The sequence below is a fragment of the Streptomyces sp. NPDC048255 genome (genome assembly GCF_040652415.1).
In the GTDB taxonomy this organism is placed as follows: Bacteria; Actinomycetota; Actinomycetes; order Streptomycetales; family Streptomycetaceae; genus Streptomyces.
Genome location: NZ_JBEZMA010000017.1, coordinates 39,651 through 64,870 on the forward strand (window position 1 = coordinate 39,651; position 25,220 = coordinate 64,870).

At 72.9% G+C, this 25,220-nt stretch carries 21 protein-coding genes; 12 read left to right on the plus strand and 9 right to left on the minus strand.

Annotated features, from left to right (window positions below; genetic code table 11):
• Positions 1–57: 57 nt before the first annotated feature.
• Positions 58–489 (minus strand): VOC family protein, encoded by a 432-nt coding sequence (locus AB0D94_RS16310; protein WP_362051723.1) that lies wholly within the window; start codon positions 487–489, stop codon positions 58–60.
• 145 nt (positions 490–634) lie between these two features.
• On the opposite strand from AB0D94_RS16310, the gene AB0D94_RS16315 reads away from it, so the two are divergent.
• Entirely contained in the window at positions 635–3,127 is a 2,493-nt protein-coding gene (locus AB0D94_RS16315) for a SpoIIE family protein phosphatase (protein WP_362051725.1), read from the plus strand.
• A gap of 260 nt (positions 3,128–3,387) precedes the next feature.
• Entirely contained in the window at positions 3,388–4,635 is a 1,248-nt protein-coding gene (locus AB0D94_RS16320; RefSeq protein ID WP_362051727.1) for a serine hydrolase domain-containing protein, read from the plus strand.
• A gap of 89 nt (positions 4,636–4,724) precedes the next feature.
• Here AB0D94_RS16320 and rpsN read toward each other — a convergent pair whose 3' ends face one another.
• Both rpsN and rpmB read right to left on the minus strand, forming a co-directional pair.
• On the minus strand, positions 4,725–5,030 hold the full coding sequence (gene rpsN, locus AB0D94_RS16325) for a 30S ribosomal protein S14 (RefSeq protein ID WP_362051729.1): 306 nt from the start codon (positions 5,028–5,030) through the stop codon (positions 4,725–4,727).
• Positions 5,030–5,266: a 50S ribosomal protein L28 gene (rpmB, locus tag AB0D94_RS16330; RefSeq protein ID WP_362051732.1), complete on the minus strand. Its 237-nt coding sequence runs from the start codon at positions 5,264–5,266 to the stop codon at positions 5,030–5,032. The genes rpsN and rpmB overlap by 1 nt, the downstream gene beginning before the upstream one ends.
• Before the next feature lie 228 nt (positions 5,267–5,494).
• On the opposite strand from rpmB, the gene AB0D94_RS16335 reads away from it, so the two are divergent.
• From AB0D94_RS16335 to AB0D94_RS16355, 5 genes are all read left to right on the plus strand, one after another.
• Positions 5,495–6,979 (plus strand): Y4yA family PLP-dependent enzyme, encoded by a 1,485-nt coding sequence (locus AB0D94_RS16335; RefSeq protein ID WP_362051734.1) that lies wholly within the window; start codon positions 5,495–5,497, stop codon positions 6,977–6,979.
• Positions 6,976–8,301 carry a pyridoxal-phosphate dependent enzyme gene (locus AB0D94_RS16340; protein WP_362051737.1) on the plus strand — a complete coding sequence of 442 codons (1,326 nt, stop codon included), beginning with the start codon at positions 6,976–6,978 and terminating at the stop codon, positions 8,299–8,301. Before AB0D94_RS16335 ends, AB0D94_RS16340 begins: the two co-directional genes overlap by 4 nt.
• A 1-nt stretch (position 8,302) precedes the next feature.
• Complete coding sequence (locus AB0D94_RS16345) at positions 8,303–9,505, plus strand: aminotransferase class V-fold PLP-dependent enzyme (protein ID WP_362051883.1); 1,203 nt, start codon at positions 8,303–8,305, stop codon at positions 9,503–9,505.
• A gap of 8 nt (positions 9,506–9,513) precedes the next feature.
• Entirely contained in the window at positions 9,514–10,266 is a 753-nt protein-coding gene (locus tag AB0D94_RS16350; protein WP_362051739.1) for a class I SAM-dependent methyltransferase, read from the plus strand.
• Between the two features lie 157 nt (positions 10,267–10,423).
• Complete coding sequence (locus tag AB0D94_RS16355) at positions 10,424–12,052, plus strand: AMP-binding protein (RefSeq protein WP_362051741.1); 1,629 nt, start codon at positions 10,424–10,426, stop codon at positions 12,050–12,052.
• 180 nt (positions 12,053–12,232) lie between these two features.
• On the opposite strand, the gene AB0D94_RS16360 is transcribed toward AB0D94_RS16355, so the two are convergent.
• Together AB0D94_RS16360 and AB0D94_RS16365 are read right to left on the minus strand one after the other, a co-directional pair.
• Positions 12,233–12,559, minus strand: a complete 327-nt coding sequence (locus AB0D94_RS16360; RefSeq protein ID WP_362051743.1) for a putative quinol monooxygenase — start codon at positions 12,557–12,559, stop codon at positions 12,233–12,235.
• Positions 12,560–12,635: 76 nt separating this feature from the next.
• On the minus strand, positions 12,636–13,379 hold the full coding sequence (locus AB0D94_RS16365) for an IclR family transcriptional regulator C-terminal domain-containing protein (RefSeq protein ID WP_362051745.1): 744 nt from the start codon (positions 13,377–13,379) through the stop codon (positions 12,636–12,638).
• A gap of 214 nt (positions 13,380–13,593) precedes the next feature.
• On the opposite strand from AB0D94_RS16365, the gene AB0D94_RS16370 reads away from it, so the two are divergent.
• From AB0D94_RS16370 to AB0D94_RS16390, 5 genes are read left to right on the plus strand one after another with little or no spacing between them, the layout of a single operon-like run.
• Complete coding sequence (locus AB0D94_RS16370) at positions 13,594–15,078, plus strand: aldehyde dehydrogenase family protein (RefSeq protein WP_362051746.1); 1,485 nt, start codon at positions 13,594–13,596, stop codon at positions 15,076–15,078.
• Between the two features lie 13 nt (positions 15,079–15,091).
• Positions 15,092–16,663, plus strand: a complete 1,572-nt coding sequence (locus AB0D94_RS16375; RefSeq protein ID WP_362051747.1) for a GMC oxidoreductase — start codon at positions 15,092–15,094, stop codon at positions 16,661–16,663.
• Positions 16,660–17,763: a glycine betaine/L-proline ABC transporter ATP-binding protein gene (locus tag AB0D94_RS16380; RefSeq protein WP_362051749.1), complete on the plus strand. Its 1,104-nt coding sequence runs from the start codon at positions 16,660–16,662 to the stop codon at positions 17,761–17,763. Before AB0D94_RS16375 ends, AB0D94_RS16380 begins: the two co-directional genes overlap by 4 nt.
• Before the next feature lie 46 nt (positions 17,764–17,809).
• On the plus strand, positions 17,810–19,864 hold the full coding sequence (locus tag AB0D94_RS16385) for an ABC transporter permease subunit (protein ID WP_362051751.1): 2,055 nt from the start codon (positions 17,810–17,812) through the stop codon (positions 19,862–19,864).
• Between the two features lies 1 nt (position 19,865).
• Complete coding sequence (locus AB0D94_RS16390) at positions 19,866–20,852, plus strand: ABC transporter substrate-binding protein (protein WP_362051753.1); 987 nt, start codon at positions 19,866–19,868, stop codon at positions 20,850–20,852.
• Positions 20,853–20,984: 132 nt separating this feature from the next.
• Here AB0D94_RS16390 and AB0D94_RS16395 read toward each other — a convergent pair whose 3' ends face one another.
• The 4 genes from AB0D94_RS16395 to AB0D94_RS16410 all read right to left on the minus strand — a co-directional run bounded on the left by AB0D94_RS16395 (position 20,985) and on the right by AB0D94_RS16410 (position 25,203).
• On the minus strand, positions 20,985–22,199 hold the full coding sequence (locus tag AB0D94_RS16395) for a S8 family serine peptidase (RefSeq protein ID WP_362051755.1): 1,215 nt from the start codon (positions 22,197–22,199) through the stop codon (positions 20,985–20,987).
• 333 nt (positions 22,200–22,532) lie between these two features.
• Positions 22,533–23,534: an MASE1 domain-containing protein gene (locus AB0D94_RS16400; protein ID WP_362051757.1), complete on the minus strand. Its 1,002-nt coding sequence runs from the start codon at positions 23,532–23,534 to the stop codon at positions 22,533–22,535.
• Between the two features lie 99 nt (positions 23,535–23,633).
• Complete coding sequence (locus AB0D94_RS16405) at positions 23,634–24,479, minus strand: PP2C family protein-serine/threonine phosphatase (RefSeq protein ID WP_362051759.1); 846 nt, start codon at positions 24,477–24,479, stop codon at positions 23,634–23,636.
• A gap of 205 nt (positions 24,480–24,684) precedes the next feature.
• Positions 24,685–25,203 (minus strand): flavin reductase family protein, encoded by a 519-nt coding sequence (locus AB0D94_RS16410; RefSeq protein WP_362051762.1) that lies wholly within the window; start codon positions 25,201–25,203, stop codon positions 24,685–24,687.
• Between the last annotated feature and the right edge of the window lie 17 nt (positions 25,204–25,220).

The window sequence follows — 25,220 nt, forward strand, 5'->3', positions numbered from 1 at the left end:
GCGGCCGCGGCAGGCCCGTCCCCGTACGGGGAGGAGCTGCCCGGCCGCCCGGCCCGTTCAGCGCTCCGACAGCTCCGACGGGGCCTCCTGGACCACCCAGCCGTTGCCGTCCGGGTCCGCGAAGGTCATGAACGAGTTCCAGGTGTCCCCCTTGCCGTCCTCCCAGCCCTTCTCCCCGACGTGCCGGACCGGGGAGACCTCCACGCCCCGGCCCAGCAGTTCCGCCCGGGCCGCCTCGATGTCCGTGACGCACAGCTGGAGCCCCTGGAGGGTGCCGGGCGCCATCGGCTTCGCACCGGGCGCCGCGGGCATGCCCTGGAGCATCGCGATCGAGCACCGCGAGCCCTCGGGGGTGAGCTGGATGATGCGCATGCCGGGGGCGACCTCGTCGTCGAGGTCGACCTTGAAACCGACCTTGCCGGCGTAGAACTCCTTCGCCCGGTCCATGTCGCTGACGGGGACCGGGATGACTTCGAGCGTCCAGTTCACGGAGGAACTCCTCACGAACGTCGGGGCTGGCCGCGCCGGGCCGTACCGGGCTGCACCAGAAGAGGATCAAGGAGACAATTACAGCAGGACAGCGGCCCCGGCGAGGCAGACCTGACGGCCTCGGACCCAGAAGTGGGGCGGTGTGATGCACGACGGCCTGTTCCGCGACGCCTCCGACGCCTCCGGCCTCTCCGGGGAACCAGGCGACGAGACGTCCGAGGCGTACGCCCTGCTGGACGTGCACGGTGTCGTGATCGGCCTGAGCCCCGGCGCGGAGAGCCTGCTCGGCCGCACCGCGGAGGAGGTCCGGGGACGGCGGGGGGCCGATCTGCTGTACACGCGCTCGGACGCCGCCGCACTCGTGGGGCGGTGCGAGCCCGGCGCGGTGGTCGATCTGGGGCGCGCGGTCCTGCGGCACAGCAGCGGACAGCCCGTCGAGGTGACGCTCCAGGTGCGTCCGATGGCCACCACCGGCGGTGACCAGCAGTGGCTGATCCTGGCGAGGGACTCCGCCGGCAGACGCCGGCACGAACTCGGCGAGGCCCTGCTGCGCGGGCTGTTCACCGAATCCCCGGTGGTCATCGACGTCTTCGACACGGAGCTGCGCTTCCTCGCCCAGAACGACGCGCAGCGCCGCACCGGGACCTTCGGCAGCCAGGAGTGCACGGGCCGCACGATGGCCGAGGTGGCGCCGCCCGGCCTGCTGGACCTGGAGGCCTTCGAAGCGCGGCAGCGGCACGTCCTGGAGACCGGGGAGGCCCTGATCGCCACCGAGGTCCGCGGCCGCACCCCCGACGACCCGGACCGCGAGCACGTCTGGTCCGAGTCGATCCTTCCCCTGCGCGGCCGCTCCGGGGAGGTGATCGCGCTGGCGCACGCGGTGGTCGACGCGACGGAACGGGACCGGGCCAAGGAGCGGCTGGCCCTGGTGAACGACGCGAGCACGCGCATCGGGACCACGCTCAACGTCCTGGCCACCGCGCAGGAGCTCGTGGACGTGGCCGTCCCGCGCTTCGCCGACCACGCCTACGTCAACCTGCTGGACCCGGTCTTCGGCGGTGAGGAGCCCTCGCACGGTCCGGCCTACGATCCGGTGCGCGGAGCCGTGCCGCAGCGCCGGGCCGCGAGTTCGGTCGCGCCGGGCGCGCGGAGCGAGGCGATGGTCCCCATGGGCGAGGTCGACCAGTTCGCCTCGGGGCCCGCGTCGCCCTTCGCGCTGTCGCTGGCGAGCGGTGAGCCCGCGCTGATGACGGGTGCGGAGCTGGTCGCCGAGTTCGCCTCGGCGGACCCGGGCCGGGCCGCCCTGGTGAGCGAGTACGGGGTCCACTCCTGGCTGCTGGTCCCGCTGTTCGCGCGGGGCGCGGCGCTGGGCACCGCGGTCTTCGTGCGCTCCGAGCGCGCGCACCCGTTCGAGGCCGACGACGTGCTGCTGGCCGAGGAGATCGTGGGACGCGCCGCCGTGTGCATCGACAACGCGAGCCGGTACACCCGGGAGCGCACGACGGCCCTGGCCCTCCAGCGCAGTCTGCTCCCCCAGCGGCTGCCGGAGCTCGGCGCGGTGGAAGCGGTGGGCCGGTACGTGCCGGCCAGCGGCCACTCCGTGCTGGGGGGTGCCTGGTTCGACGTCATCCCCCTGTCGGGCGCGCGGGTGGCACTGGTGGTGGGGGACGTGGTGGGGCACGGCCTGCACTCGGTGGTGACCATGGGCCGGCTGCGCACGGCGGTACGGACCCTCGCGGACCTCGATCTGCCGCCCGAGGACCTGCTGAGCCGGCTGAACGACCTGGTGGGCCGTTTGCAGGACGAGCACGGCCACGGGCTCACGGGCGGGGCGGCCGGGACGACCTGCGTGTACGCGGTGTTCGACCCGGTCTCACGGGTCTGCGTGCTGGCCCGCGCGGGGCATCCGGCACCGGCGCGCGTATCGGCCCGGGACGGCCGGGTCGAGGTCCTCGACCTGCCCGTCGGGTCCGCGCTCGGGCGGGGCGGGCTCCCCTTCGAGAACGGTGAACTGACGCTGGCCGACGGGGAGTTGCTCGTGCTGTACACCGACGGCCTGGTGCGCTCGCAGGACCAGCCGCTCGACGCGGGGCTCGACCGGCTGCGCACGGCGCTGAGCGGGCTGCGGCCCGACGGGAGCCTCGACGCCGTCTGCGACGAGGTGATGGGACGCCTGCTGCCGACCCGCCCGCACGACGACGCCGCCCTCCTGATGGCGCGGGTGCGCGGGCTGGATCCGGACCACCACGCCAGCTGGGAGCTGGCGTCCGAACCCGAGGTGGTGGGCCGGGCCCGGGGGCTCGCGACCCGGAAGCTCGCCGAATGGGGCCTGGAGGAGCTGGAGTTCACCACGGAACTGGTGGTCAGCGAGCTCGTCACCAACGCCGTCCGCTACGGCAGCCCGCCGATCCGGCTGCGGCTGATCCGCGACCGCGAACTGATCTGCGAGGTCTCCGACGGCAGCAGCACCTCCCCGCACGTCCGGCGGGCCCTGGAGACGGACGAGGGCGGCCGCGGCCTGTTCATGGTGGCGCAGCTGGCCCAGCTCTGGGGCACCCGCTACCACGCCCGCGGCAAGACCATCTGGGCCGAACAGCCCCTCCCCGACGGCGTGTCCTCCCTCCGCGGCACCCCGTAGGAGGCGGCTCGCCGATCAGGGCGGATCGCCAAGGCGCTCCCGCCCAGGGCCCAGGTCCTGTCCGGGCCCTCCCCCGCCGCCGCTCCGGCCTGGCTCGCGTGCGGCTCTTCGGCCCGCGTGCCACCGCCCGCGGCCTTCTCACCGAACCCCTGGTAGATCTTCCGTAAGCTCGTGCCGCTCAGTACGACCAATTGAGCTCACGCACAGCCGAGTCCGCGAAGGCCCGCCTTCTTCCGGACCCATACCTCCAGGGGAACAGCATGCTTCTGCCCGTCAACCGACGTCTGGCCCTCAGCGCCACCGCCCTGCTGGCCCTGGTGGCCACCGCCGCGCCGGTGACCGTCGCGCACGCCGCACCGGCCCGCCCGGCCGCGGCCGCCGAGGCCGCCGTACCGGCTCCCGACCTCGAGGCCCTGGCCCAGGCGCTGAAGAACACGACCGACGCCGGCGCTCCGGGCGCCATGGTGCGCCTCAGCGGCCCGAAGGGTGTCCTCACCAGGACCACGGGCGTACGCGACAGGGCCACGGGTGCGGCCATGGACACCAAGGCCCGCTTCCGGATCGGCAGCGTCAGCAAGACCTTCTCCTCCGTCGTGCTGCTCCAGCTGGTGGCCGAGAAGAAGATCGACCTGGACACCTCCGTCAACCACTACCTGCCCGGCCTGCTGCCCGACGACCGGATCACCGTGCGGCACCTGCTGACCCACCGCAGCGGGCTGGCGGACTACACGAACGCCATGTTCGCCCAGACCGTGCCCGGGTTCGAGGCCGTGCGGAACAAGGTGTTCACCTACCAGGAGCTCGTCGGGCTGTCGCTGAGCGAGCCGCGGACGACCGAGCCCGGCGTGGCGTACAAGTACTCGAACACCAACTTCGTCGTCGTCGGCATGCTCATCGAGAAGGCCACCGGCAACAAGGTGGCCAAGGAGTACGACCGCCGCATCATCAAGCGCCTGGGCCTGCGCAACACCTCGTACGTCCACCCCAGCACCACCATCAAGGGGCTGCACACGCGCGGCTACCTCCACCCGGACGAGGAGGGCGCGCCCCTCGTGGACTCCACCGAGCAGACGGTGTCGTGGGCCCAGTCCGCCGGGGCGGTCATCTCCAACGCGGCCGACCTGAACACCTTCACGTCCGCGCTCCTCGGCGGCCGGCTGCTGTCCCCGTCGATGCTGGACGCCATGATCACCATGACCCCGACCGACACCACGAACACCCGCTTCTACGGGCTGGGCCTGCGCCGCTACGACCTCTCCTGCGGCACCTCGGTCTACGGTCACACGGGCACCGTCCAGGGCTTCTACACCTACGCCTTCGCCACCCGGGACGGCCGCCGCAGCCTCGCCGCCATGGCGAACACCTCGAACAGGGGCACCGCGAACACGGCCCTCGGCGGCACCCTCGAAGCCGCGTTCTGCGGTAAGCAGCCCGCGAAGGCCACCGCCCGCGGCTTCGCGGTCACGGCTCCGGCCGAGGTGGACCTGCCGGAGCAAAACGCGCGCTGACACCCCGTACCGAGCTGCTGTCCGGTGCGGGCCCGCACCCCCGGTGGGGGTGCGGGCCCGCACCTTTCCCGGCGCCGGGCCGGGGCGTGCTACCAGGAGGACTTGGTGACTCCGGGGAGGAACCCGGCGTGGGCCTGCTCGCGCATGCGGACGCGGGAGAGGCCGAACTTGCGGAGGTGACCGCGGGGGCGGCCGTCCACACCGTCCCGGTTGCGCACGCGGGTCGCGCTGGCGTCGCGGGGCTGCCGGCGCAGCTCCGCCAGGGCGTCGCGGCGCTCGGCCTCGGTCGAGGACGGACGGCGCAGCACCTCCTTCAGCTCGGCGCGCCGGGCGGCGTACCGCGCGACGACCTCCTTGCGCCGCTCGTTCCGGGCGATCTTGCTCTTCTTCGCCATCAGACCTTCACCCCCCGGGCCCGGATCCGGGCCACGGCCGCCTCGACGCCGATGACGTCGACGGTCTTGATCGCCTTGGCGCTCAGGGTCAGGCGCACGTAGCGGCCCTCGCCGGGCAGCCAGTAGCGCTTGCGCTGGATGTTCGGGTCGAAGCGGCGGGAGGTGCGCCGGTGCGAGTGGGAGATGGTGTTGCCGAAGCCGGGCCGGGCACCGGTCAGTTGGCAGTGGGCGGACAAGGGTGTTACCTGCCTCTCGCTGAGCCGAGATCGTTATTGGGAATGATTTCCATTCCCACATACTAGCCTCATGGCCGCCCGGCCGCCGACCGTCCCGATCCGGCCGTCCGGCGGCGGGTTGCAGTCCCTCCGGCGCCGGGCCGGGCGCAAAGGGCCCGGTGAGGGTTACGGTCTTATGACCGTTTGCCGAAACCGGTACGTATTCCTCGTCGGGGAGGAACAGCTGGGATGAGCGACGCACCTCTGTACCTGGAACCGCGGCTGGCACCACGTCTGGCGTCCCTGCTGGACACGGCCGGCTTCCCGCACGCCCTCGTGGACGGGCTCGGATCGCCCCTGAACCTCGTACTGCCGCAGCAGTTCGCGCAGAACGTGGCGGAGTTCCGCTCCGTCCTGCGTCGCCACCACCTCGGCGGCCGGATCTACTACGCGCACAAGGCCAACCGCTCCAGCGCACTGGTCCGGCGGCTCAGCACCACCGACGCCGCCCTCGACGCCGCATCGCTCGGCGAGCTGCAGCACGCGCTCGCGTCGGGGTTCACCGGCGACCGGATCATGGTCACCGGGCCGAAGGACCCCGAGTTCCTCTGGCTCGCCGCGCGCTGCGGGGCCACCGTCAACGCCGACGGGGCCGCGGAACTGGCGGACGCGGCCGCCCTCGTCGGCGCGTACGGCCTGCCGCGGCTGCGCGTCCTGCTGCGCCTGTCCGAGTTCGAGGTCTCCGGCACCAGGGTGCTGTCGCGCCGCAGCCGATTCGGGACCTCCGTCAAGGCCCTGGACGGGCTGCTCGACGTGCTCGAACGGCACCGGGACGCGCTCGAACCGATCGGCGTGGGCTACCACCTCGACACCACGAGCCTGGACGAGAAGGCGACCGCTCTGGAGGGCTGTCTGCGGGCCACCGAGGAGTTACGGATCCGGGGGTTCCAGCCGTCCGTCATCGACGTCGGCGGCGGCTTCGGCGTCAACTACCTTGCCCACGCCGCCCAGTGGGAGCGGTACACCACCGAGCTCACCCACGCCGTGATGGGCCGCCGGCCACCGCTGACCTGGGGCGGGCACGGCTACGGCCTGCGCGTGGAGAACGGCACCCTCAAGGGGGCCCTGGGGCTGTACCCGGCGCACCGCCCCCTGGCCGGCGCCGCCTACCTCGACGAGCTGCTCTCCCTCCCGGCGCCCACCCTGGGACGCCCGCTGGGCACGCTGCTCCTGGAGAGCCTGTGCGACCTCTACGCGGAACCCGGCCGGGCCCTGACGGACCAGTGCGGGGTCACCCTCGGGCGGGTGCTGGAGGTACGGCCCCCCGAGGGCGGCGGCCACGGCCACCTCGTACGGCTCGCCCTGAACGCGGGGGACGTGGGCCTGGAGGACCACGGGGTCCTCGTGGACCCCGTACTCCTGCGCCGCGACCCCGCCGCGCCCGGCACAGGCACCGGCACCGGCGGGCCGGTCGGCGTCCACCTCCTGGGCAACCTCTGCCTGGAGGCCGACCTGATCACCCGCCGGACGGTGTTCCTGCCCGGGCTGCCGCGGCCGGGTGACCTGCTCGCCTTCGCCAACACGGCCGGCTACTGCATGGACTTCACCGCCACCGGCGCCCAGCAGCAGCCCACGGCCCGCAAGGCCGCCGTGGACGAGGAGAACGGCTCCTGGGGCTGGTGCCTCGACGAGCAGTACTGGCCGGTCACACGTACGGGGGGACGGTCCGCATGAGGTACGACAGCATCACCGAGGCCATCGGCAACACCCCGCTGGTCCGCATCGACCCGGCCGTGCACGGCCTGCGCCACATCGACCTGTACGCCAAGCTGGAGATGCTCAACCCCTTCGGCTCGCTGAAGGACCGGGCCGCCTGGAACATGGTGCGCGACGGTCTGCCCGGCGCCCGGGAGCGCGGCGAGACGGTGGTCGAGCTGTCCAGCGGGAACACCGCCAAGGCGCTCGCCCTCATCGCCGGGATGCACGGGCTGCCGTTCAAGAGCGTCACCAACCGGATGCGCGTTCCGGAGATCAAGGACCTGCTCCTGCTGCTGGGGGCCGAGATCGAGGAGCTGCCCGGCCGGAGCGAATGCCTGGACCCGACCGACACCGACGATCCGCTGACCCTCTTCCACCAGCAGCTCAACCGCCCGGGCGGCGCGCACCTCCACACGGACCAGTACTTCAACGCCCTCAACACCGAGGCGCACGCCACGGGCACCGGTCCGGAGATCGTTGCCGATCTGGACGGGCGCGCACCGGACTGGTTCATCGCCTGCGTGGGGACCGCCGGTTCGTCCACCGGGGTGGCCTCGGCGCTGCGCGCCCACGATCCGGACGTGCGGGTCGTCGGGCTGGTCGGGGAGAAGTCCGACTTCATCCCCGGTATCCGCACCATCGACGAGGTCCAGGAGGTCGGCATCTTCGATCCCGCGACCTACGACACGATCGAGTCGGTGAGCGCGGACGAGGCCCTCGACGGGATGCTGACGCTGCTGCGCCGCTGCGGGCTGCTGGCCGGGCCGACCGGCGGGGCGGCGTACTTCGGGGCCGTGCGCCACCTGCGGGCGCTGGACCACGAGAGCGCCGGGCCCGGGCGCAGGACGGCCGTCTTCATCGTCTGCGACCGGGTGGAGAGCTATCTCGGCTACGTGCGCCGGCGCCGCCCGGAGCTGCTCGGCCGGCCCGCGGTGCGCAACTCGGTGGCCACGCTCACCGAGGCCGAGGTCCGGTCGGCCTCCTCCATCGAGGTCGGCGAAGCCCGCAAGTGGCTGGAGGAGAGCCGTCCGCTGGTGGTCGACCTGCGCGGCCCGTTCGCGTACGCCGCGCTGCACATCGACGGCTCGGTGAACATCGTGGACGAGCTCTTCGACGAACTCGTCCGGGGCGGCCTGCCGTTCAGCAAGCGGCAGCCGGTGCTGCTGGCCTGCCCGGTCGGCGAGAAGTCCGCCCGGTACGCGGCCCTGCTGACGCGGATGGGCCATCCCGACGTACGAAGTCTCGCGGGCGGCATCGTCGCCTGGCGGGACGCCGGAGCACCGCTGGTGCGTGACTGACATGGCGGCGGACCCCACGGCGGACCTCGCGGAACTGGCGTCGTGGCAGCGCGGCCTGCGCGCCCAGTTCCCGATCGTGCTCGGCCATCCCGGTCTGGTGTACCTGGACAGCGCGGCGACCGCGCAGAAGCCGCAGGCCGTCCTGGACTCCGTACAGGACTACCTCGTCCGCTCGAACGCCAACGCGGGCCGGGGCTCGTACCCGTGGGCCAACACCACGACGGCCCTGGTGGAGGGCGCCCGCGACCGGATCAAGGAGTTCCTGGGCGATCCGCGGCCGGACCGGTCCTCGGTGCACTTCACCAGCGGGGCCACGGAAGGGCTGCGCACCCTCGCCCGGGACTGGCTGCCCGGCCTGCTGGGGGACGGGGACGAGATCGTCGTCCCGTTCGCCGACCATCAGGCGAACCTGTCGCCGTGGCTGGAGGCCCGGGACCTGCTGGCCCGCCAGGGGGTCCGCGTCCGGGTACGGGAGCTGCCCCGCCAGGAGGGTTCCGGGGACTACGACCCGCAGGCGCTCGAAGGGATCGCCGGACCGCGCACCCGCTTCGTCGCGGCCACCCACGTGCACCACGTGCACGGGGTCGACATGAACGTGCACCGCATCCGCCGGGTGGTCGGGCCGGACGTGCCCATCTGCCTGGACGCCGCGCAGAGCGTCGGCCACCTCCCGGTGTCCGTGGCCGGCCTCGACGTGGACTTCGTGGTCTTCTCCGGCCACAAGGCCATGGCCCTGCCCGGCACCGGCGCGGTCTGGGCCCGCGGGCAGCGCGGCCCCGCCTTCCGGCCAGGCGGCTGGAGCGGTACGCCGAACACGGTCGGGATCGTCTCCCTGGCGGCGGCCCTCGACTGGCTCGACGCGGCGGGCATCGAGCGCATCGAACGCTGGACGGTGGCGCTGACCTCCCTGCTGACCGACGGACTCGCACGGATGCCCGCGTACGAGGTCCTCGGCTGCCGGTCGAGCCTGGCGGCCGGGTCGGCGGTGCAGCGGCGGCGCAGCATCGTGACGTTCCGGCACCGCGGGATCGACGCCCAGGACCTCGGGTTCATCCTGTTCAGCCACGGGTTCATGGTGCGCTCCGACGGGCACTGCCAGGCCGGGGTGCCGGACAAGGAGGGGTCGGTACGGGTGAGTCTGCACGTGCACAACACACCCGAGGAGATGACTGAGTTGCTCACCACCCTCGCCAATCTGCAATGATTTCCATTATGGGCGTGAGTACGGCGACGGCGGCGCGGTGGGTGGAGCGCTGGGAGAGCCAGCAGCAGCGGTACGCGGTGGACCGGGAGGAGAGGTTCACGGTCATGGCCGATGTCGTCGAGCACGTGACGCTCGGGCAGCCCGCGCCGCTGGTGCTCGACCTGGGCAGCGGCCCGGGGGCGCTGGCCTCCCGGCTGGCCGCCCGGCTCCCGGCGGCCGAGGTGCTGGCCGTCGACGCCGATCCCCTCCTGCTGGAACTGGGCAGCTCCTACTACGGGCCGGCCCTGCGCTACGTGGAAGCCGTGATCGGCGGGCCCGGCTGGCTGGAGGCGCTCGCCCTGGACCGTCCGGTGGACGCGGCCGTGTCGGCGACGGCCCTGCACTACCTGGGCGAACGCACCCTGCGCCGGGTCTACCGGGAGCTGGCGGCGCGGCTGCGCCCCGGCGGCGTCCTCGTCAACGGCGACCACATCAGCCCGGACGCGACGGCGGTCTCCCGGCTCGCCCAGCACATCGGGCTCCGCCGCTCGCAACGCCACCTGGACAGTGCCGAGGACTGGGAGTCGTGGTGGGCAGAGGCGGCCGCGGACCCGGAGCTGGCGCCCCGCCTCGCGCGCTGCGAACCGCACCGGCATCCCGAGTGCGAGGGGAACGACCTGACCCTGTCGGGCCATCTCGCCCTCCTGCGCGAGGCCGGGTTCCGGCACGCCGGGACCGTCTGGCAGTTCGGGCACAGCCACGTCGTGGTCGCCGTCCGCTGAGCGGCCGCGGCGCAGGCCCCGGTTGGCGGGCACCTCGCGGGGTAGCCCTGGGTACGGACGGCGGCGGTCACGGGGAGCCGCCGGCCCGCGGGGCCCGGCCCCGCGCCCTGTCACGGAGTCCCGTCACGGGTCCCGTCATCGAGTCCAGGAGTCACGTGTGTCTGCCGCGTCGAGTTATGCGTCCGGGGTGTGTGAGGTGCCGCTGCTGGGCGACACGATCGGAGAGAACCTGGACCGCACGGTCCGCAGGTTCCCCCGCCGCGACGCCCTGATCGACCGCGCCACCGGACGCCGGTGGACGTACGCGGAGCTGGCCGCCGACGTGGACGCCCTCGCGCTCGGGCTGCTGGACCTCGGCATCGCCAAGGGGGACCGCGTCGGCATCTGGGCTCCCAACCGCGCCGAGTGGACCCTCGTGCAGTACGCCACCGCCAAGATCGGGGCGGTCCTCGTCACCGTCAACCCCGCATACCGTTCGCACGAACTCGCGTACGTGCTCCAGCAGTCCGGGATCCGGCTGCTGGTCGCGGCGGCGCGCTTCAAGAGCTCCGACTACGCGGCGATGATCGAGGAGGTGCGGCCGCGCTGCCCGGAGCTGGAGTTCGTGGCGCTGCTGGAAGGCCCCCTCTGGGCCTCCCTGCTGGAGCGGGGCCGGCGCGGTGACCCGGCCGACCTCGTACGGGCGCAGGCCGCGCTGAGTCCCGACGACCCCATCAACATCCAGTACACCTCGGGGACCACCGGCTTCCCCAAGGGCGCCACCCTCTCCCACCACAACATCCTCAACAACGGATATTTCGTGGGCGAGTTGTGCCACTACACGGAGCACGACCGGGTCTGCATCCCGGTGCCCTTCTACCACTGCTTCGGCATGGTGATGGGAAATCTCGCCTGCACCAGCCACGGCGCGGCCATGGTGATCCCCGCGCCGTCCTTCGACCCGGCGGCCACCCTGGCCGCCGTCGAGGCGGAGTCCTGCACCTCGCTCTACGGGGTGCCCACCATGTTCATCGCGGAGCTGGCCGAGCCCGGCTTCGCCGCGTACGACCTGTCCAGCCTGCGGACGGGCATCATGGCGGGCTCGCCCTGTCCCGTCGAGGTGATGAAGGAGGTCATCGACCGCATGGGGATGGCCGAGGTGTCCATCTGCTACGGGATGACGGAGACCTCGCCGGTGTCGACGCAGACCCGCGCGGACGACTCCGTCGAGCGCCGGGTGTCGACCGTGGGCCGCGTCGGGCCGCACCTGGAGGTCAAGGTGGTGGACCCGCACACCGGACGGACCGTTCCCCGGGGGGAGCCGGGCGAACTGTGCACCCGCGGCTACTCGGTCATGCTCGGCTACTGGGCCGAACCGGAGCGGACCGCCGAGGCGGTGGACGCGGCGCGCTGGATGCACACCGGCGACCTCGCGGTCATGGACGAAGAGGGCTACCTGAGCATCACGGGCCGCATCAAGGACATGGTGATCCGCGGCGGGGAGAACCTCTATCCGCGCGAGATCGAGGAGTTCCTCCACACCCACCCCGACGTCCTGGACGTGCAGGTCATCGGTGTTCCCGACCCGAAGTACGGGGAGGAGCTGATGGCGTGGGTCCGGATGCGCGAGGGCGCGGAGCCGCTCACGGCGGGTGCCGTCCGCGCGTACTGCGACGGACGGCTGGCCCACTTCAAGATCCCGCGCTACGTCCACGTCGTGGAGGAGTTCCCCATGACCGTCACCGGGAAGATCCGCAAGGTCGAGATGCGCGAGACGGCGGCCCGCCTGCTCGGCCTTCCGGGCTAGGGAGTGTCGTCAAAGTGGCGTCGGCCGCCCGCAGGGCGGTGCTGGTGGGGTCCGGTGCGTGCGATCGCAAGGCGGAGGAGGGAGTCGATGCGGAGCATCGGCGACCGACGACAACGCGGCGAGCGTGCGTGCCGGACCCCACCAGCCAGACGGCACTTCGACGACACGACCCAGGGACCTTCAGGGGCGCGGGGACAGCTCGGCCATGGCGCTCCAGCCCTGGCCGGGCACCTCGACGTGGATGATCTCCGGGGTCGTGGCGATGGCTCCGGCCAGCGTCTCCATCCCGGCCTTGAAGTGCGCGGACGCGACGTGCGCGGCGCCCGCCTCGGCGTCGGCGAAGGCTTCCAGGAGGGTGTACTTGTTCGGGTCGTCGACGCTGCGCGACCAGTCGTAGAAGAGGTTCCCCGGCTCGTTGCGGGTGGCCCGGGTGAAGTCGTCGACGAGCGCGAGCCAGTTGTCGCTGTGCTCCGGACGGACGTCGAACCTGACGGCTATGAAAATCATGGTTTCAGCCTGGCAGGCGGAGCCGGGGAGCCGCACCCCGGATCCGTCCGGATTCCGGCAGGGCCGGAAATCCCCGTCAGGGACGCGACGCCGCCGCCCGCGCGAGCGCGGTACGGATCTCGGCCGGGCGCCGCCGGAACTCCTCGGTGGGCAGCGACACCGACAGGGCGTGCACGGCGTCGTCCTCGCCCGCCCGCGGCCTCGGCAGGGCGACCGCCACGCAGGTGTACGCGGGATCGGCCTCCCCCAGCGAGACCGCGTAGCCCTGCCCGCGCACCCGGGCCAGCTCCGCCTCCAGGGCGTCGGCGCTGACGATGGTCGAACCGGTCAGGCGGGCCATCCCGTGCTCGGCGAGGTAGCGCCGCCGGAGCGGCCGGGGCAGCTCCGCGAGCAGCGCCTTGCCGTGCGCGGTGGCGTGCGCCCGGGTCTCGCGCCCCGGCCCGAAGGGGTTGGCGGTGTCCGTGACCGGGGCGGTGGTGTCGACGACGGTGATGAGGCCGCCCCGGTAGGCCGTGTAGTACGCCTCGGCGCCGGTGGCCCGGCGCAGCCGGGCCAGCAGGTCGGTCATCCGCCCGGCGGGCTCCAGATGGCGCAGGTAGTCCCGGTGCAGCCCGGGGATGCGCGGTCCCGGCACGTAGCCGCGCGCCGTGCGCAGGAGGTAGCCGCGCTCCGTGAGCGGGGCCAGCAGGTGGTACGCGGTGGACAGCGAGCAGCCCGCCTGCCGCGCCAGCGCCTTGGCGCTGACCGGACCCGCCGTGTCGGCCACGGCGTCGAGGATCGCCAGCGCGCGGTCGACGGACTGCGGACCGGTCTGCGGCATGGCGGCTTCCCCCCGGGGCGTACGGCACGAAGGAACACGAGCCTACGGGTCCCAGCGGGTGCCTCCGAAACAGCCTCCGAAACAGCGCCGCCGACGTGACTCCTGTCACTTCGAGTGACGGATGGGACATGACTCCCGGGGCACGGGGCACGCGCGGTTCTTGCGAGACCACCGCGGGACCACCGCGGTGCGGGAACCGGAGGTACAGCGCGTCGTGTCGGAAGAGAAGACCATTCACATCGCCGGAACCTGGCGGGCGGCCGTCTCGGGGGCGGTCAGGGATGTCCTGGACCCCGCGGACGCCGAGCCGTTCGCCGTGGTCGCCGAGGGCGGCGCGGCGGACACCGACGCGGCCGTCGGCGCCGCGCGGGCCGCCTTCGACGCCGGCCAGTGGCCGGGCACCCCGGTCGCCGAGCGCGCCGCGCTGCTGCGCCGTACGGCCGACCTGCTCCAGCGCGACCGCGAGCGCATCGGGCTCCTGGAGAGCCGGGACGCGGGCAAGGCGCTCGAAGAGGGCCGCATCGACGTGGACTGCGTCAGCGACGCCTTCCGCTACTTCGCCGACCTCGTGATCAACGAGGGCGCCGGGCGCGTCGTGGACGCCGGTTCCCCCGAGATCCACAGCGTGGTCGTCCACGAGCCGGTCGGGGTGTGCGCCCTGATCACGCCGTGGAACTTCCCGCTGCTCCAGGCCAGCTGGAAGATCGCCCCGGCTCTGGCGGCGGGCAACACCTTCGTGATCAAGCCGAGCGAGATCACCCCCCTGACCACGGTGGCGCTGATCGGGCTGCTGGTGGAGGCGGGTCTGCCCGCCGGGGTCGCCAATCTGGTGACCGGCCCCGGCGACCCGGTCGGCGCCCGCCTCGCCGAGCACCCCGACGTCGACCTGGTCTCCTTCACCGGCGGCCTCGCCAGCGGTACGAAGGTCATGCGCGCGGCGGCCGACACGGTCAAGAAGGTGGCCCTGGAACTCGGCGGGAAGAACCCCAATGTCGTCTTCGCCGACGCCTGCGCCACCGAGGCGGGTTTCGACACCGCCGTCGACCAGGCCCTCAACGCGGCCTTCCTGCACAGCGGCCAGGTGTGCTCGGCCGGTTCGCGGCTGATCGTCGAGGAGTCGCTGAGCGAGCGGTTCGTCGCCGAACTCGCCCGCCGCGCCGACCGGATCCGCCTCGGCCGCGGCACCGACCCGGGCGTGGAGTGCGGGCCGCTGGTCTCGGCCGCCCAGCTCGCGCGGACCGAGGCGTACGTCGCCTCCGCGCTCGAGGAGGGCGCCGTACTGCGCGCCGGGGGCCGGCGCCCGGAGGGGCCGGGGCACTTCTACCGACCGACCGTCCTCGACGGCTGCCACCGAGGGATGCGGGTCGTACGGGAGGAGGTCTTCGGGCCGGTCCTGACCGTGGAGACCTTCCGTACCGAGGCCGAGGCCGTCGCCCTGGCCAACGACACCGAGTACGGGCTGGCCGGCGGCGTGTGGACGGCGGACCAGGGCCGCGCCCGCCGGGTCGCCGGCCGGCTGCGCCACGGCACCGTCTGGATCAACGACTTCCACCCCTACCTGCCGCAGGCCGAGTGGGGCGGCTTCGGCAAGTCCGGCATCGGGCGCGAGCTCGGCCCGGCCGGCCTCGCCGAATACCGCGAGACGAAGCACGTCTACCAGAACCTCGCTCCGCGCCCCGTGCGCTGGTTCGCGGGCTGAAAGGGCACGAGAGATGACCACGACCACCACGCAGCACCACGAGCACGAACGCGAGGACGGGGACGAGCAGGCGTACGACTACGTCGTCGTCGGGGGCGGCACGGCCGGCTCGGTGATCGCCTCGCGCCTCACCGAGGACCCGGACGTCACCGTCGCCGTCATCGAGGGCGGACCGAGTGACGTGGACCGTCCCGACGTGCTCACCCTGCGCCGCTGGATGGGCCTGCTCGGCGGGGAGCTCGACTACGACTACCCCACCACCGAGCAGCCGCGCGGCAACTCGCACATCCGGCACAGCCGGGCCCGCGTCCTCGGCGGCTGTTCCTCGCACAACACCCTCATCGCCTTCAAGCCGCTGCCCTCCGACTGGGACGAGTGGTCGGACGCGGGCGCCGAAGGGTGGCACGCGGCCGCCATGGACCCGTACTTCGACCGGCTGCTGAACAACGTCGTGCCGGTCGGCGAGGCGGACCGCAACGCCATCGCCGCCGACTTCGTGGAGGCGGCGCAGGGCGCCCTGGGCGTGCCCCGCGTCGAGGGCTTCAACCGGAAGCCGTTCCACGAGGGCGTCGGGTTCTTCGACCTGGCCTACCACCCGGAGACCAACAAGCGTTCCTCGGCCTCGGTGGCCTACCTCCACCCGGTCATGGACGAGCGGCCCAACCTGCACCTGCTGCTGGAGACCTGGGCGTACCGGCTGGAGCTGGACGGCACCCGGGCCCGCGGGGTGAACGTGCGGGACAAGGACGGCAACCGGTCGCTGATCACCGCCCGCCGCGAGGTGCTGGTGTGCGCGGGCGCCGTCGACACCCCGCGGCTGCTGCTGCACTCCGGCATCGGCCCGCGCGCGGACCTGGAGGCCCTCGGCATCCCCCCGGTCCACGACCTGCCCGGGGTCGGCGAGAACCTGCTGGACCACCCGGAGTCGGTGATCGTCTGGGAGACGGACGGGCCGATCCCCGAGAACTCGGCGATGGACAGCGACGCGGGCCTGTTCGTCCGGCGCGACCCCGACTCCCCCGGTCCGGACCTGATGTTCCACTTCTACCAGATCCCCTTCACCGACAACCCGGAGCGGCTGGGCTACGAACGCCCCGCGCACGGCGTCTCGATGACCCCCAACATCCCCAAGCCGCGCAGCCGCGGCCGCCTCTACCTCACCAGCGCGGACCCCGAGGTCAAACCGGCCCTCGACTTCCGGTACTTCACGGACGAGGAGGACTACGACGGCCGGACGCTGGTGGACGGCATCAAGCTGGCGCGCGAGATCGCCGCGACCGAGCCGCTGGCCGGCTGGCTGCGGCGCGAGGTCTGCCCGGGCCCGGAGATCACCGGCGACGAGGAACTGAGCGCGTACGCCCGCTCGGTGGCCCACACCGTCTACCACCCCGCCGGGACCTGCAAGATGGGCGCCGCCGACGACGAGACCGCCGTGGTGGGCCCGGACCTGAAGATCCGCGGGCTCGACGGCATCCGGATCGCCGATGCCTCCGTCTTCCCCACGATGCCCGCGGTCAACCCGATGATCGGAGTACTCATGGTCGGCGAGAAAGCCGCCGAGCTGCTGGGCGGCGAGGCCCGGTGAACACCCCGCGGACGAACACCGGCGAGAGCGCTGCCCGCTCCGCCGACGGCTCTCCCGTCTTCTCGGTGAGGGGCCTGTGGAAGGTCTTCGGCCCCGAGGGCGAGGCCGCGAAGGTGCCGGGCTCCGCGCACGCGGAGCTGTCCGCCGCCGAACTGCGCGAGCGGACCGGCTGCACCGCCGCTGTCCGCGACGTCGCCTTCGACGTCCGCAAGGGCGAGGTCTTCGTGGTCATGGGCCTGTCCGGCTCCGGCAAGTCCACACTGGTGCGCTGCCTGACCCGGCTGATCGAGCCCACCGCCGGCTCCCTGTCCATCGACGGCGAGGACGTCCTCGCCATGGACGCGGGCCGGCTGCGCGCGCTGCGCCGCCACCGCGCCGCCATGGTCTTCCAGCACTTCGGTCTGCTGCCGCACCGCACCGTCCTCGACAACGTCGCCTACGGCCTGGAGATCCAGGGCGTGAACCGCGCCGACCGGCGCGCCAAGGCCGCCGAGATGGTGGCCAAGGTCGGCCTCGACGGACTGGAGAAGCGCAGGCCCGGGCAGCTCTCCGGCGGTCAGCAGCAGCGCGTGGGGCTCGCCCGCGCGCTCGCCGCCGACCCGGAAGTGCTCCTGTTCGACGAGCCGTTCAGCGCGCTCGACCCGCTGATCCGCCGCGAGATGCAGGAGGAGGTGGCCCGGCTCCACCACGAGGAGGGCCGCACGATGGTCTTCATCACCCACGACCTGGCCGAGGCCCTCCGTCTGGGCGACCGGATCGCGCTGATGCGCGACGGCCGGATCGTCCAGCTCGGCACCCCCGAGGAGATCGTGGGCTCGCCCGCCGACGACTACGTACGGGACTTCGTCCGCGACGTGCCGCGCGAGCAGGTGCTCACCGTGCGCGGCGCGATGCGTCCCGCGGCGCCCGGCGAGGCCGACCAGGGCCCCGCACTCTCCCCCGCCACGACCGTCGCCCAGGCCATCGAGGCGGTCGCCCGCGGCGGCTGTCCGGCGCGGGTCGTCGAGGGCGGCCGGTGCCTGGGCGTGGTCGACGACGCGGCGCTGCTCGCGGTGGTGGCCGGCCTGCCCGCCGGGCGGCCGGGGGAGGTGGCCGCATGAGGGACCGTACGCGTGTCCCCGGACCCGGCCCGGGGCGGTGGCGCGGATGACCACGACCACCAGATCCGTGCGGGAACCCGGCGAGCCGGGCCGTCCCGCCCGCCCGGCCGTCAGGCCCGGGGCCTGCGAGCGCCGCAGGACCGCCGCGCCGGCTTCCCCGGTCCGCCGGGTGCGGGCCCTGCTCGTGCACCGCGCCGGGCGCGTGCTGCTGCCCCTCGCGGTGGCCGCGCTGGTCCTCGTACCGCTCGCACTCGCCTTGCCCGGTGCGGGCAGCTGGCCGGCCGCGCTGGCCGTCGACCTGTCCGGGCCGCTCGGCCGGGCCGGTGACTGGATCATCGACAACCGGGACGGCCACCCGCTCTTCCTCTACTTCTTCGGCCATGTCAGCAACACCGTGGTGGTGTCGGTCCGCGCCGTGTACGTGGTCCTGCTCGCCGCGGGCTGGACCGGCGTCACCGCGCTGGCCGGGCTCGTCGCCTGGCGCCTCGCGGGCGTCCGGCTCGCCGTGACCTGCGTCGCCGCGTTCGCCGCCTGCGGGCTGCTCGGCATGTGGGTGCCGACGATGCAGACCCTCGCGCTGATGACCGTGGCCGTCGCCGCCGCCGTGGTGGTCGGCGCCCTGCTCGGGCTGGCCGCCGGGCTCTCCCCGCGGACCGGACGCGCGCTGCGCCCGGTCCTGGACACCATGCAGGTGCTGCCGGCTTTCGCGTACCTGCTGCCGATGGTGCTGGTCTTCGGCATCGGTGTGCCCGCCGCCGTGCTCGCCACTGTGGTGTACGCCGCCCCGCCGATGGCCCGGCTCACCGCGCTCGGGCTGCGCGGGGCAGACGCCGGTGTGCTGGAGGCCTCGGCCTCGCTCGGCGCGACCGGGCGGCAGCGGCTGCTGACCGCGCGGCTCCCGCTGGCCCTGCCGAAGCTCATGCTGGGCGTCAACCAGGCCGTGATGACGGCGCTGTCGATGGCCGTGATCGCCTCCGTGATCGGCGCGGGCGGCCTCGGCGACCGGGTCTACCAGGCCCTCGCCTCGGTCGACGTGGGGGCCGCGCTGGCCGCCGGGATCCCCATCGTGCTGCTCGCCGTGGTGCTGGACCGCACCGCCGACGCGGCCGGCCGCCGCCTGGGCACCGACCGGGTCGATCCCGATGAACAGCACCTTCTGCGGCGGGTGTTCGCGGGATGGTACGGGCGCCTGCTCACGGTCCTCGCGGCGGTGGCCGTCGCGGTCGCGGGCCGCATGCTGGGCACCTCCCTGTGGCCGGCGTCCTGGACCGTGCCGATCGCGGAACCGGTCAACCGCGTGGTCGCCTGGATGACCGACCACCTCTACTCCGGCGTGCCCGTGGTCGGAGGCACCGCGCAGTGGGCGGCCGGCTTCACCGGCTGGGTCCTCGATCCGCTGCGCAGCGGGCTCCAGGCCATGCCGTGGTGGCTGGTGCTGCTGCTGGTCGCCGCGCTCGGCCTGCTCGCCGGCACCTGGCGCTCCGCGCTGACCGCCGTCCTCGCCATGGCCGCCATCGGCGTCCTCGGGGTGTGGGAGCCCTCGCTCGACACCCTCTCGCAGGTGATCGCGGCCGTCGCCGTCACCCTGGGGCTCGGCTTCGCGATCGCCGTCGGCGCCGCGCGCAGCGCCCGTGCGCAACGGCTGCTGCGTCCGGTGCTCGACGTGTGCCAGACCATGCCGCAGTTCGTCTACCTCATCCCGGTGGTCGCCCTGTTCGGCGTCGGGCGGGCGCCCGCCGCGGCGGCCGCCGTCGTGTACGCGCTGCCCGCCGTCGTACGCATCACCGTCCAGGGGCTGGCCGAGGTGAACCCGGCCGCCCTGGAGTCGGCGCGCTCGCTCGGGGCCACCCGCTCGCAACAGCTGTGGCAGGTGCAGCTCCCGCTGGCGCGGCCGGCGTTGCTGCTGGCGGTGAACCAGGCGGTGGTCCTCGTCCTCGCCGTCGTCATCATCGGCGGTCTGGTCGGCGGCGGAGCACTGGGCTACGAGGTCGTCCTCGGTCTCGCCCAGGGCGACCTGGCCACCGGACTGGTGGCGGGCGCCGCGATCGTCTGCCTGGGCCTGATGCTCGACCGTGTCACCCAGCCCGCGAAGGAGGCCTGACATGCCGGACCGACAGCAGGGGCGCGCCCCGCGCCGCCGCACCCGCACCGCCCTGACCGCCGCAGTGGGCTGCCTCGCCCTGGTCACCGGCTGCGGCGCGGCCGACATGACCCGCCAGTCCTCCCCGTACGCGGCCGCCGAGGACGCCAGGACCGTCACGCTCTCCGTGCAGTCCTGGGTCGGCGCCCAGTCGAACACGGCCGTCGCCGCGTACCTGCTGGAGCACGAGCTGGGCTACCGCGTGGACACCGTCCAGGTCGACGAGGTCCCCGCGTGGGACGCGCTCAGCCAGGGCCGCGTCGACGCGATCCTGGAGGACTGGGGCCACCCCGAGCAGGAGAAGCGGTACGTCGAGGGCAAGAAGACCATCGAGCCGGGCGGCGAGCTGGGGGTGACCGGCCACATCGGGTGGTTCGTCCCCACGTACTTCGCCGAGGCGCATCCGGACGTCACCGACTGGAAGAACCTCGACAAGTACGCGGACCAGCTGCGCACGCCCGAGAGCCGCGGAAAGGGGCAACTGCTGGACGGCTCCCCTTCCTACGTCACGAACGACAAGGCGCTGGTGAAGAACCTGGACCTGGACTTCGAGGTCGTCTTCGCCGGGTCCGAGGCGGCGCAGATCACCCAGATCAAGCAGTTCGCGAAGGAGCGCAAGCCCTTCCTGACCTACTGGTACAAGCCGCAGTGGCTGTTCGAGCGGGTCCCGATGACGGAGGTGGAGCTCCCCGCGTACACACCGGGCTGCGACGCCGATCCGGAAGCGGTCGCCTGCGCCTATCCGCACACGCCGCTGCGCAAGTTCCTCAACGCCCGCTTCGCGCAGTCGGGCGGGAAGGCGGCCGCGTTCCTGAAGGCGTTCCGCTGGACGACGCAGGAGCAGAACGAGGTCTCCCTGATGATCGCCGAGGAGAAGCTGTCGCCGGAGCAGGCGGCGAAGAAGTGGGTGGAGGGCAACCGCGCGGTGTGGGAGCCGTGGCTGCGCTGATCTGCCCGGTTCCGTGAACGGCCGGAGGCCGCCGCACCCGTGACGGGGTGCGGCGGCCTCCTGCCGTTCGGGAGTGTCGTCGAAGTGGCGCCGGCCAGAGGCGACTTTCACGACACGGCCTCGGGCGGACTGCTACTGGGCGGACACCTTCAGCAGTTTGTTGGGGGTGCTCGCGCTGGGGTTGGTGATCTTGCCCGCGGTGGCCCCGGTGATCAGGGCCTCGGAGACCTGCGCCGGTGAGGCGTCCTTGTGGGCGGCCAGGTAGAGCGCCGCCGCTCCGGCGACGTGCGGGGTCGCCATGGACGTGCCGGAGATGGTCTTCGTACCCGTGTCGCTGTCGTTCCAGGCCGAGGTGATGTCCGAGCCGGGTGCGTAGAGGTCCACGACGGAGCCGAAGTTGGAGAAGGAGGACTGGGCGTCGTCCGCCGTGCTGGAAGCCACCGTGACGGCCTCCCGGACCCGCGAGGGCGAGCCCTGACCCGCGTCGCTCGACTCGTTGCCCGCGGCGACGGCGAAGGTGACACCGCCGGCGACGGCCCTGCGCACCGCTTCGTCGAGAGCCTCGTCGGCACCGCCGCCGAGGCTCATGTTGGCCACGGAGGGCCCGTTGTGGTTCTTGGTCACCCAGTCGATGCCCGCGACGACCTGCTCGGTGGTGCCGGAGCCGCTGTCGTCGAGCACCCGGACGGCGACGATCTTCGCCTTCTTCGCCACCCCGTGGGCCTGGCCCGCGACGGTGCCCGCGACGTGCGTGCCGTGGCCGTTCCCGTCGTCCGCGCTCTGGTCGTTGTCCACGGCGTCGAAGCCGTGCTCGGCCCGTCCGCCGAAGTCCTTGTGGGTGATCCGGACGCCGGTGTCGATGACGTAGGCCGTCACGCCCTCGCCGCCCGCGTCGGGGTACGTGTACTTCTTGTCCCCGGGCGTCGCCGTCTGGTCGATGCGGTCCAGACCCCAGGACGGGGGGTTCGGCTGGGTGGTGTTCAAGGAGAACGTCTTGTTCTGGACGACCTTGTCGACGGTCGGGTCGGCGGCCAGCCGCTTGGCGGCGGCCTCCGAAAGCCCGGACGCCGAGAAGCCGTTGACCGCGGAGGTGTACTCGCGCCGCAGTTCGCCGCCGTACTTCTTGGCGAGCGCCTGCTTGTCCGCGTCCCGGTCGAGCATCACGATGTAGCTGCCGCTGAGCGCGCCGGGCGCGCCGAGTCCGTACACCGTCCCCTCGGCCGGAGTCGTCGCACCGGCGAAGGGAGTTAAGAGTATGCCGGCGCCGGCCGCGGTCGCGGCCCCCGTGAAGACCGCCAGGAGGCGGATCCGCCGGGACCGGGTACTGGTGTTCCTGTGAGTTGACATGAAGAGGGTGCTCCTCGTGTTGACGTGTGGGGCGTCAAGACGCGCTGTCGCGCGAACCCCTGCGGAGCCGGAAGATCTCCGGGGGTTGGTTCGAAACCCTGACCGATTCACGGGAGCGATTCAAGGTCGCCCAGGCCCTCTGCGTTATTCAACAAGGTTTCTTAAGGGGACCTCCCCGTCGGCTCCTCGGAACGGACACACTCTCCGAATCTTCTGCACAACTACGGCACTTCTCGTGTGCGTCCGCGAACGCTCGTATACGAAAGACCCCCCGACCGGATGCGCGGCGGGGGGTGACGGGGCGACAGTGGCGGTGGTGACGCCGGGAGTTGGTCAGCGGTCGTCGGCGTCGCCGGTGCGCGGGGGAAGCTCGGGCGGCGGCCAGCGGGGCGTCGCCCGGGCGGACGTGAGCTGGTCCACCACCTCCGCCAGGTCCTGGCATGCCTGTTCGATCCGCATCCGGATGTTGATGTGCTCCGTGACGAGCGCCGACAGCAGCAGGGAGGTCAGGGCCGCACTGCCGTTGAGCGCCTGGAGGTTGACCATGCTCTCGGTCAGGGTGTGGCGCGAGAAGGGACCGATGAGGTCGATCGCCGCCGCGTTCGCCAGTACGGACACCAGCAGCATGCACGGTGCGCTCCCCGCCAGCTGGAAGCGCAGGGCGGCCCAGATGAGGACCGGGAAGACGAGGAAGAGCAGCGCGAGCTCGCTCCTGGTCGCCAGGAGGGTGACGGCCACGGCCGACACCGCCAGGGCGCATGCCTCGGCCCACCGGTAGGTGTCCCGGGGCATGCGGGCCCGGCTGAGGACCAGGAGCAGCGGCGTGACCACGAGCACGCCCATGGCGTCGCCCGCCCACCAGGTCCACCACGTGGTCCAGAATCCGCTCGCCGGGATGCTGCCGGTGGACCGCAGCAGCCCGGCTCCGACCGTGGCGCTGATCAGCATCGGCGCCAGGCCGCCCAGGAAGATCAGGGCCAGGCCGTCCCTGAGCCGGTCCAGCCCGATCCGGAAGCCCACGAGGCGCAGCAGCAGGCAGGCGCAGACGGGGGCGAGGGTGTTGCCCGCGAGGATCCCCACGCCGACGGCTTCGAAGGGGCCGATCGTCTGGATCACGAGGTAGGTGCCCAGCGCGATCCCCGGCCACACGCCCAGTCCCAGCCGGAGCAGGCAGGCGAGGGCGATGCCCGTGGGCGGCCACAGCGGGGTGACGACCGCCCCCTCGATCACCACCTGCTGGAGCAGGCCGATCCGGCCGCCCAGGTAGTAGGCGCCGGCCACGGCGAGGATCCGGAGCACAGCCAGGCACAGACGTCGGAAGCCCTCGGTGCGCATCACTTCATCAGACAGGAGTCGGTGCCCGTCGGCCGCGCGTGACACGCGCTACCGGCGGGCGGCGTCCGCCCTGTGGCCCCGTCCGGTCACCTGGTCCCGTCATCCGGTGCGTCGGCCGGTCCGGGCCGAGGCCGCGTCATGGCTCAGGACGAGTACCGCGGCGTCGTCCGCGTGGCCGGTGGAGTCGGCGACCTTCATCACCTCGGCGGCCAGCTCGCCGGGGTCCGCCCCCGCCCCCGCCCGGACCACCTCGACCACCCGTTCGAGCCCGGCCTCGATGGGGAAGGACGGGCCTTCGACGACGCCGTCGGTGAGCAGGACGAAGGAGCCGGCCTCGTCCAGCCCGCGCCGGGTCACGGGGTAGCGCCCGCCGGGCAGCATGCCCAGCGGCAGACCGCCCTCGTCCTCCACGACGCCGTACCGGCCGTCGAGCGTGGCCCAGACGGCGGGCACGTGGCCCGCGCGGGCGCTCTGGACCTCCCAGGTGACGGGGTCGAAGCGGACGAAGGTGCAGGTCGCGAAGAGGTCGCAGTCCACGGAGAGCAGCAGGTCGTTGGCACGGCTCAGGACTTCCCCGGGGTCGGCGGCGTGCGCGGCAACCGCCCGTACGGCGATCCGGACCTGCCCCATGAAGGCGGCCGCCTCGACGTCGTGGCCCTCCACGTCGCCGATGGAGAAGCCCAGGGCGCCCCCGGGCAGCCGGAAGCCGTCGTACCAGTCGCCGCCCACGCTCAGCCCGTGCCGGGCGGGCGCGTACCGGGCGGCCGTGCGCAGCCCCGCTACGGCGGGCAGGGCGGCCGGGAGGATCTCCCGCTGGAGGGCTTCGGCGAGCTCCACCCGGGCCTGGTGGAGCTCCGCGCCTTCCTTGGCCTGCGCCGTGAGCCGCCCGAGCCGGGCCAGCAGGTCGTCGGCGCTCGCCGACCGCGTGGACCGATGGGGGGTCATGGACCGCTCCGAGATGCTTCGACGTACGTCAGCTTCCAGGCCCTGGCTCAAGAACCCCGTTCATCATATTTCCCCGGCCTGCCGGCCACACCCCGACCGCGTTCCGGTGCGGCCCCGCGCAGCCCTGCCCGGCCCCGCGCAACGGGCCGGAACGGCGGTCGGCGTGATCACGACGACGGCCGTTCCGGCCAGGTCAGCGGCCAGGTCAGCGACCGGATCCGGCCGGGTGCAGTGCGGACTCCACGCAGGTGGCGAAGGTCCGCTGGTGGTAGACGAGCGGGGGGTGCGGTTCCGAGACCGCGTACTGCACCGCCCCCTGCACGATGACGTGGTCCCCGCCCGGCGTCAGGGCGGCCACCTCGCAGGCCATCCAGGCCGGGACGCCGGGGAGCCTCGGCACTCCCCCGTGGTCGCTCAGCGGGATCCCGGCCCCCTTGTCGCGCCCCTTCCCGGCGAATGCGCGGGCCCAGTCCTCCTGGCCGTCGGCCAGGACGTTGACCCCGAACCGGCCGGCCTTGCGGATGATCCCCAGCAGCTCGGAGTCCTCCGCGAGGGCGACCATCACCAGAGGCGGGTTGCGGGACAGCGAGGCCACCGCACTGACGGTCGTACCGTGCGCGCGCGTGCCGTCGTAGGCCGTGACCACGGTCACGGCGCAGGGGAAGGACGCCATCGCGTCCCGGAAGGCGGCGTCGTCGACCGGAGGTGCCGCGTGCCTGTTCATATTCGCTCCCTCTGTGA

Excerpts from the sequence above, each read along its gene's own strand:
- AB0D94_RS16315 (WP_362051725.1), top strand. The coding sequence starts at position 635 with ATGCACGACGGCCTGTTCCGCGACGCCTCCGACGCCTCCGGCCTCTCC.
- AB0D94_RS16320 (WP_362051727.1), top strand. The coding sequence starts at position 3,388 with ATGCTTCTGCCCGTCAACCGACGTCTGGCCCTCAGCGCCACCGCCCTG.
- rpsN (WP_362051729.1), bottom strand. The coding sequence starts at position 5,030 with ATGGCGAAGAAGAGCAAGATCGCCCGGAACGAGCGGCGCAAGGAGGTC.
- AB0D94_RS16335 (WP_362051734.1), top strand. The coding sequence starts at position 5,495 with ATGAGCGACGCACCTCTGTACCTGGAACCGCGGCTGGCACCACGTCTG.
- AB0D94_RS16340 (WP_362051737.1), top strand. The coding sequence starts at position 6,976 with ATGAGGTACGACAGCATCACCGAGGCCATCGGCAACACCCCGCTGGTC.
- AB0D94_RS16345 (WP_362051883.1), top strand. The coding sequence starts at position 8,303 with ATGGCGGCGGACCCCACGGCGGACCTCGCGGAACTGGCGTCGTGGCAG.
- AB0D94_RS16350 (WP_362051739.1), top strand. The coding sequence starts at position 9,514 with ATGGGCGTGAGTACGGCGACGGCGGCGCGGTGGGTGGAGCGCTGGGAG.
- AB0D94_RS16360 (WP_362051743.1), bottom strand. The coding sequence starts at position 12,559 with ATGATTTTCATAGCCGTCAGGTTCGACGTCCGTCCGGAGCACAGCGAC.
- AB0D94_RS16365 (WP_362051745.1), bottom strand. The coding sequence starts at position 13,379 with ATGCCGCAGACCGGTCCGCAGTCCGTCGACCGCGCGCTGGCGATCCTC.
- AB0D94_RS16375 (WP_362051747.1), top strand. The coding sequence starts at position 15,092 with ATGACCACGACCACCACGCAGCACCACGAGCACGAACGCGAGGACGGG.
- AB0D94_RS16385 (WP_362051751.1), top strand. The coding sequence starts at position 17,810 with ATGACCACGACCACCAGATCCGTGCGGGAACCCGGCGAGCCGGGCCGT.
- AB0D94_RS16390 (WP_362051753.1), top strand. The coding sequence starts at position 19,866 with ATGCCGGACCGACAGCAGGGGCGCGCCCCGCGCCGCCGCACCCGCACC.
- AB0D94_RS16395 (WP_362051755.1), bottom strand. The coding sequence starts at position 22,199 with ATGTCAACTCACAGGAACACCAGTACCCGGTCCCGGCGGATCCGCCTC.
- AB0D94_RS16400 (WP_362051757.1), bottom strand. The coding sequence starts at position 23,534 with ATGCGCACCGAGGGCTTCCGACGTCTGTGCCTGGCTGTGCTCCGGATC.
- AB0D94_RS16405 (WP_362051759.1), bottom strand. The coding sequence starts at position 24,479 with ATGACCCCCCATCGGTCCACGCGGTCGGCGAGCGCCGACGACCTGCTG.
- AB0D94_RS16410 (WP_362051762.1), bottom strand. The coding sequence starts at position 25,203 with ATGAACAGGCACGCGGCACCTCCGGTCGACGACGCCGCCTTCCGGGAC.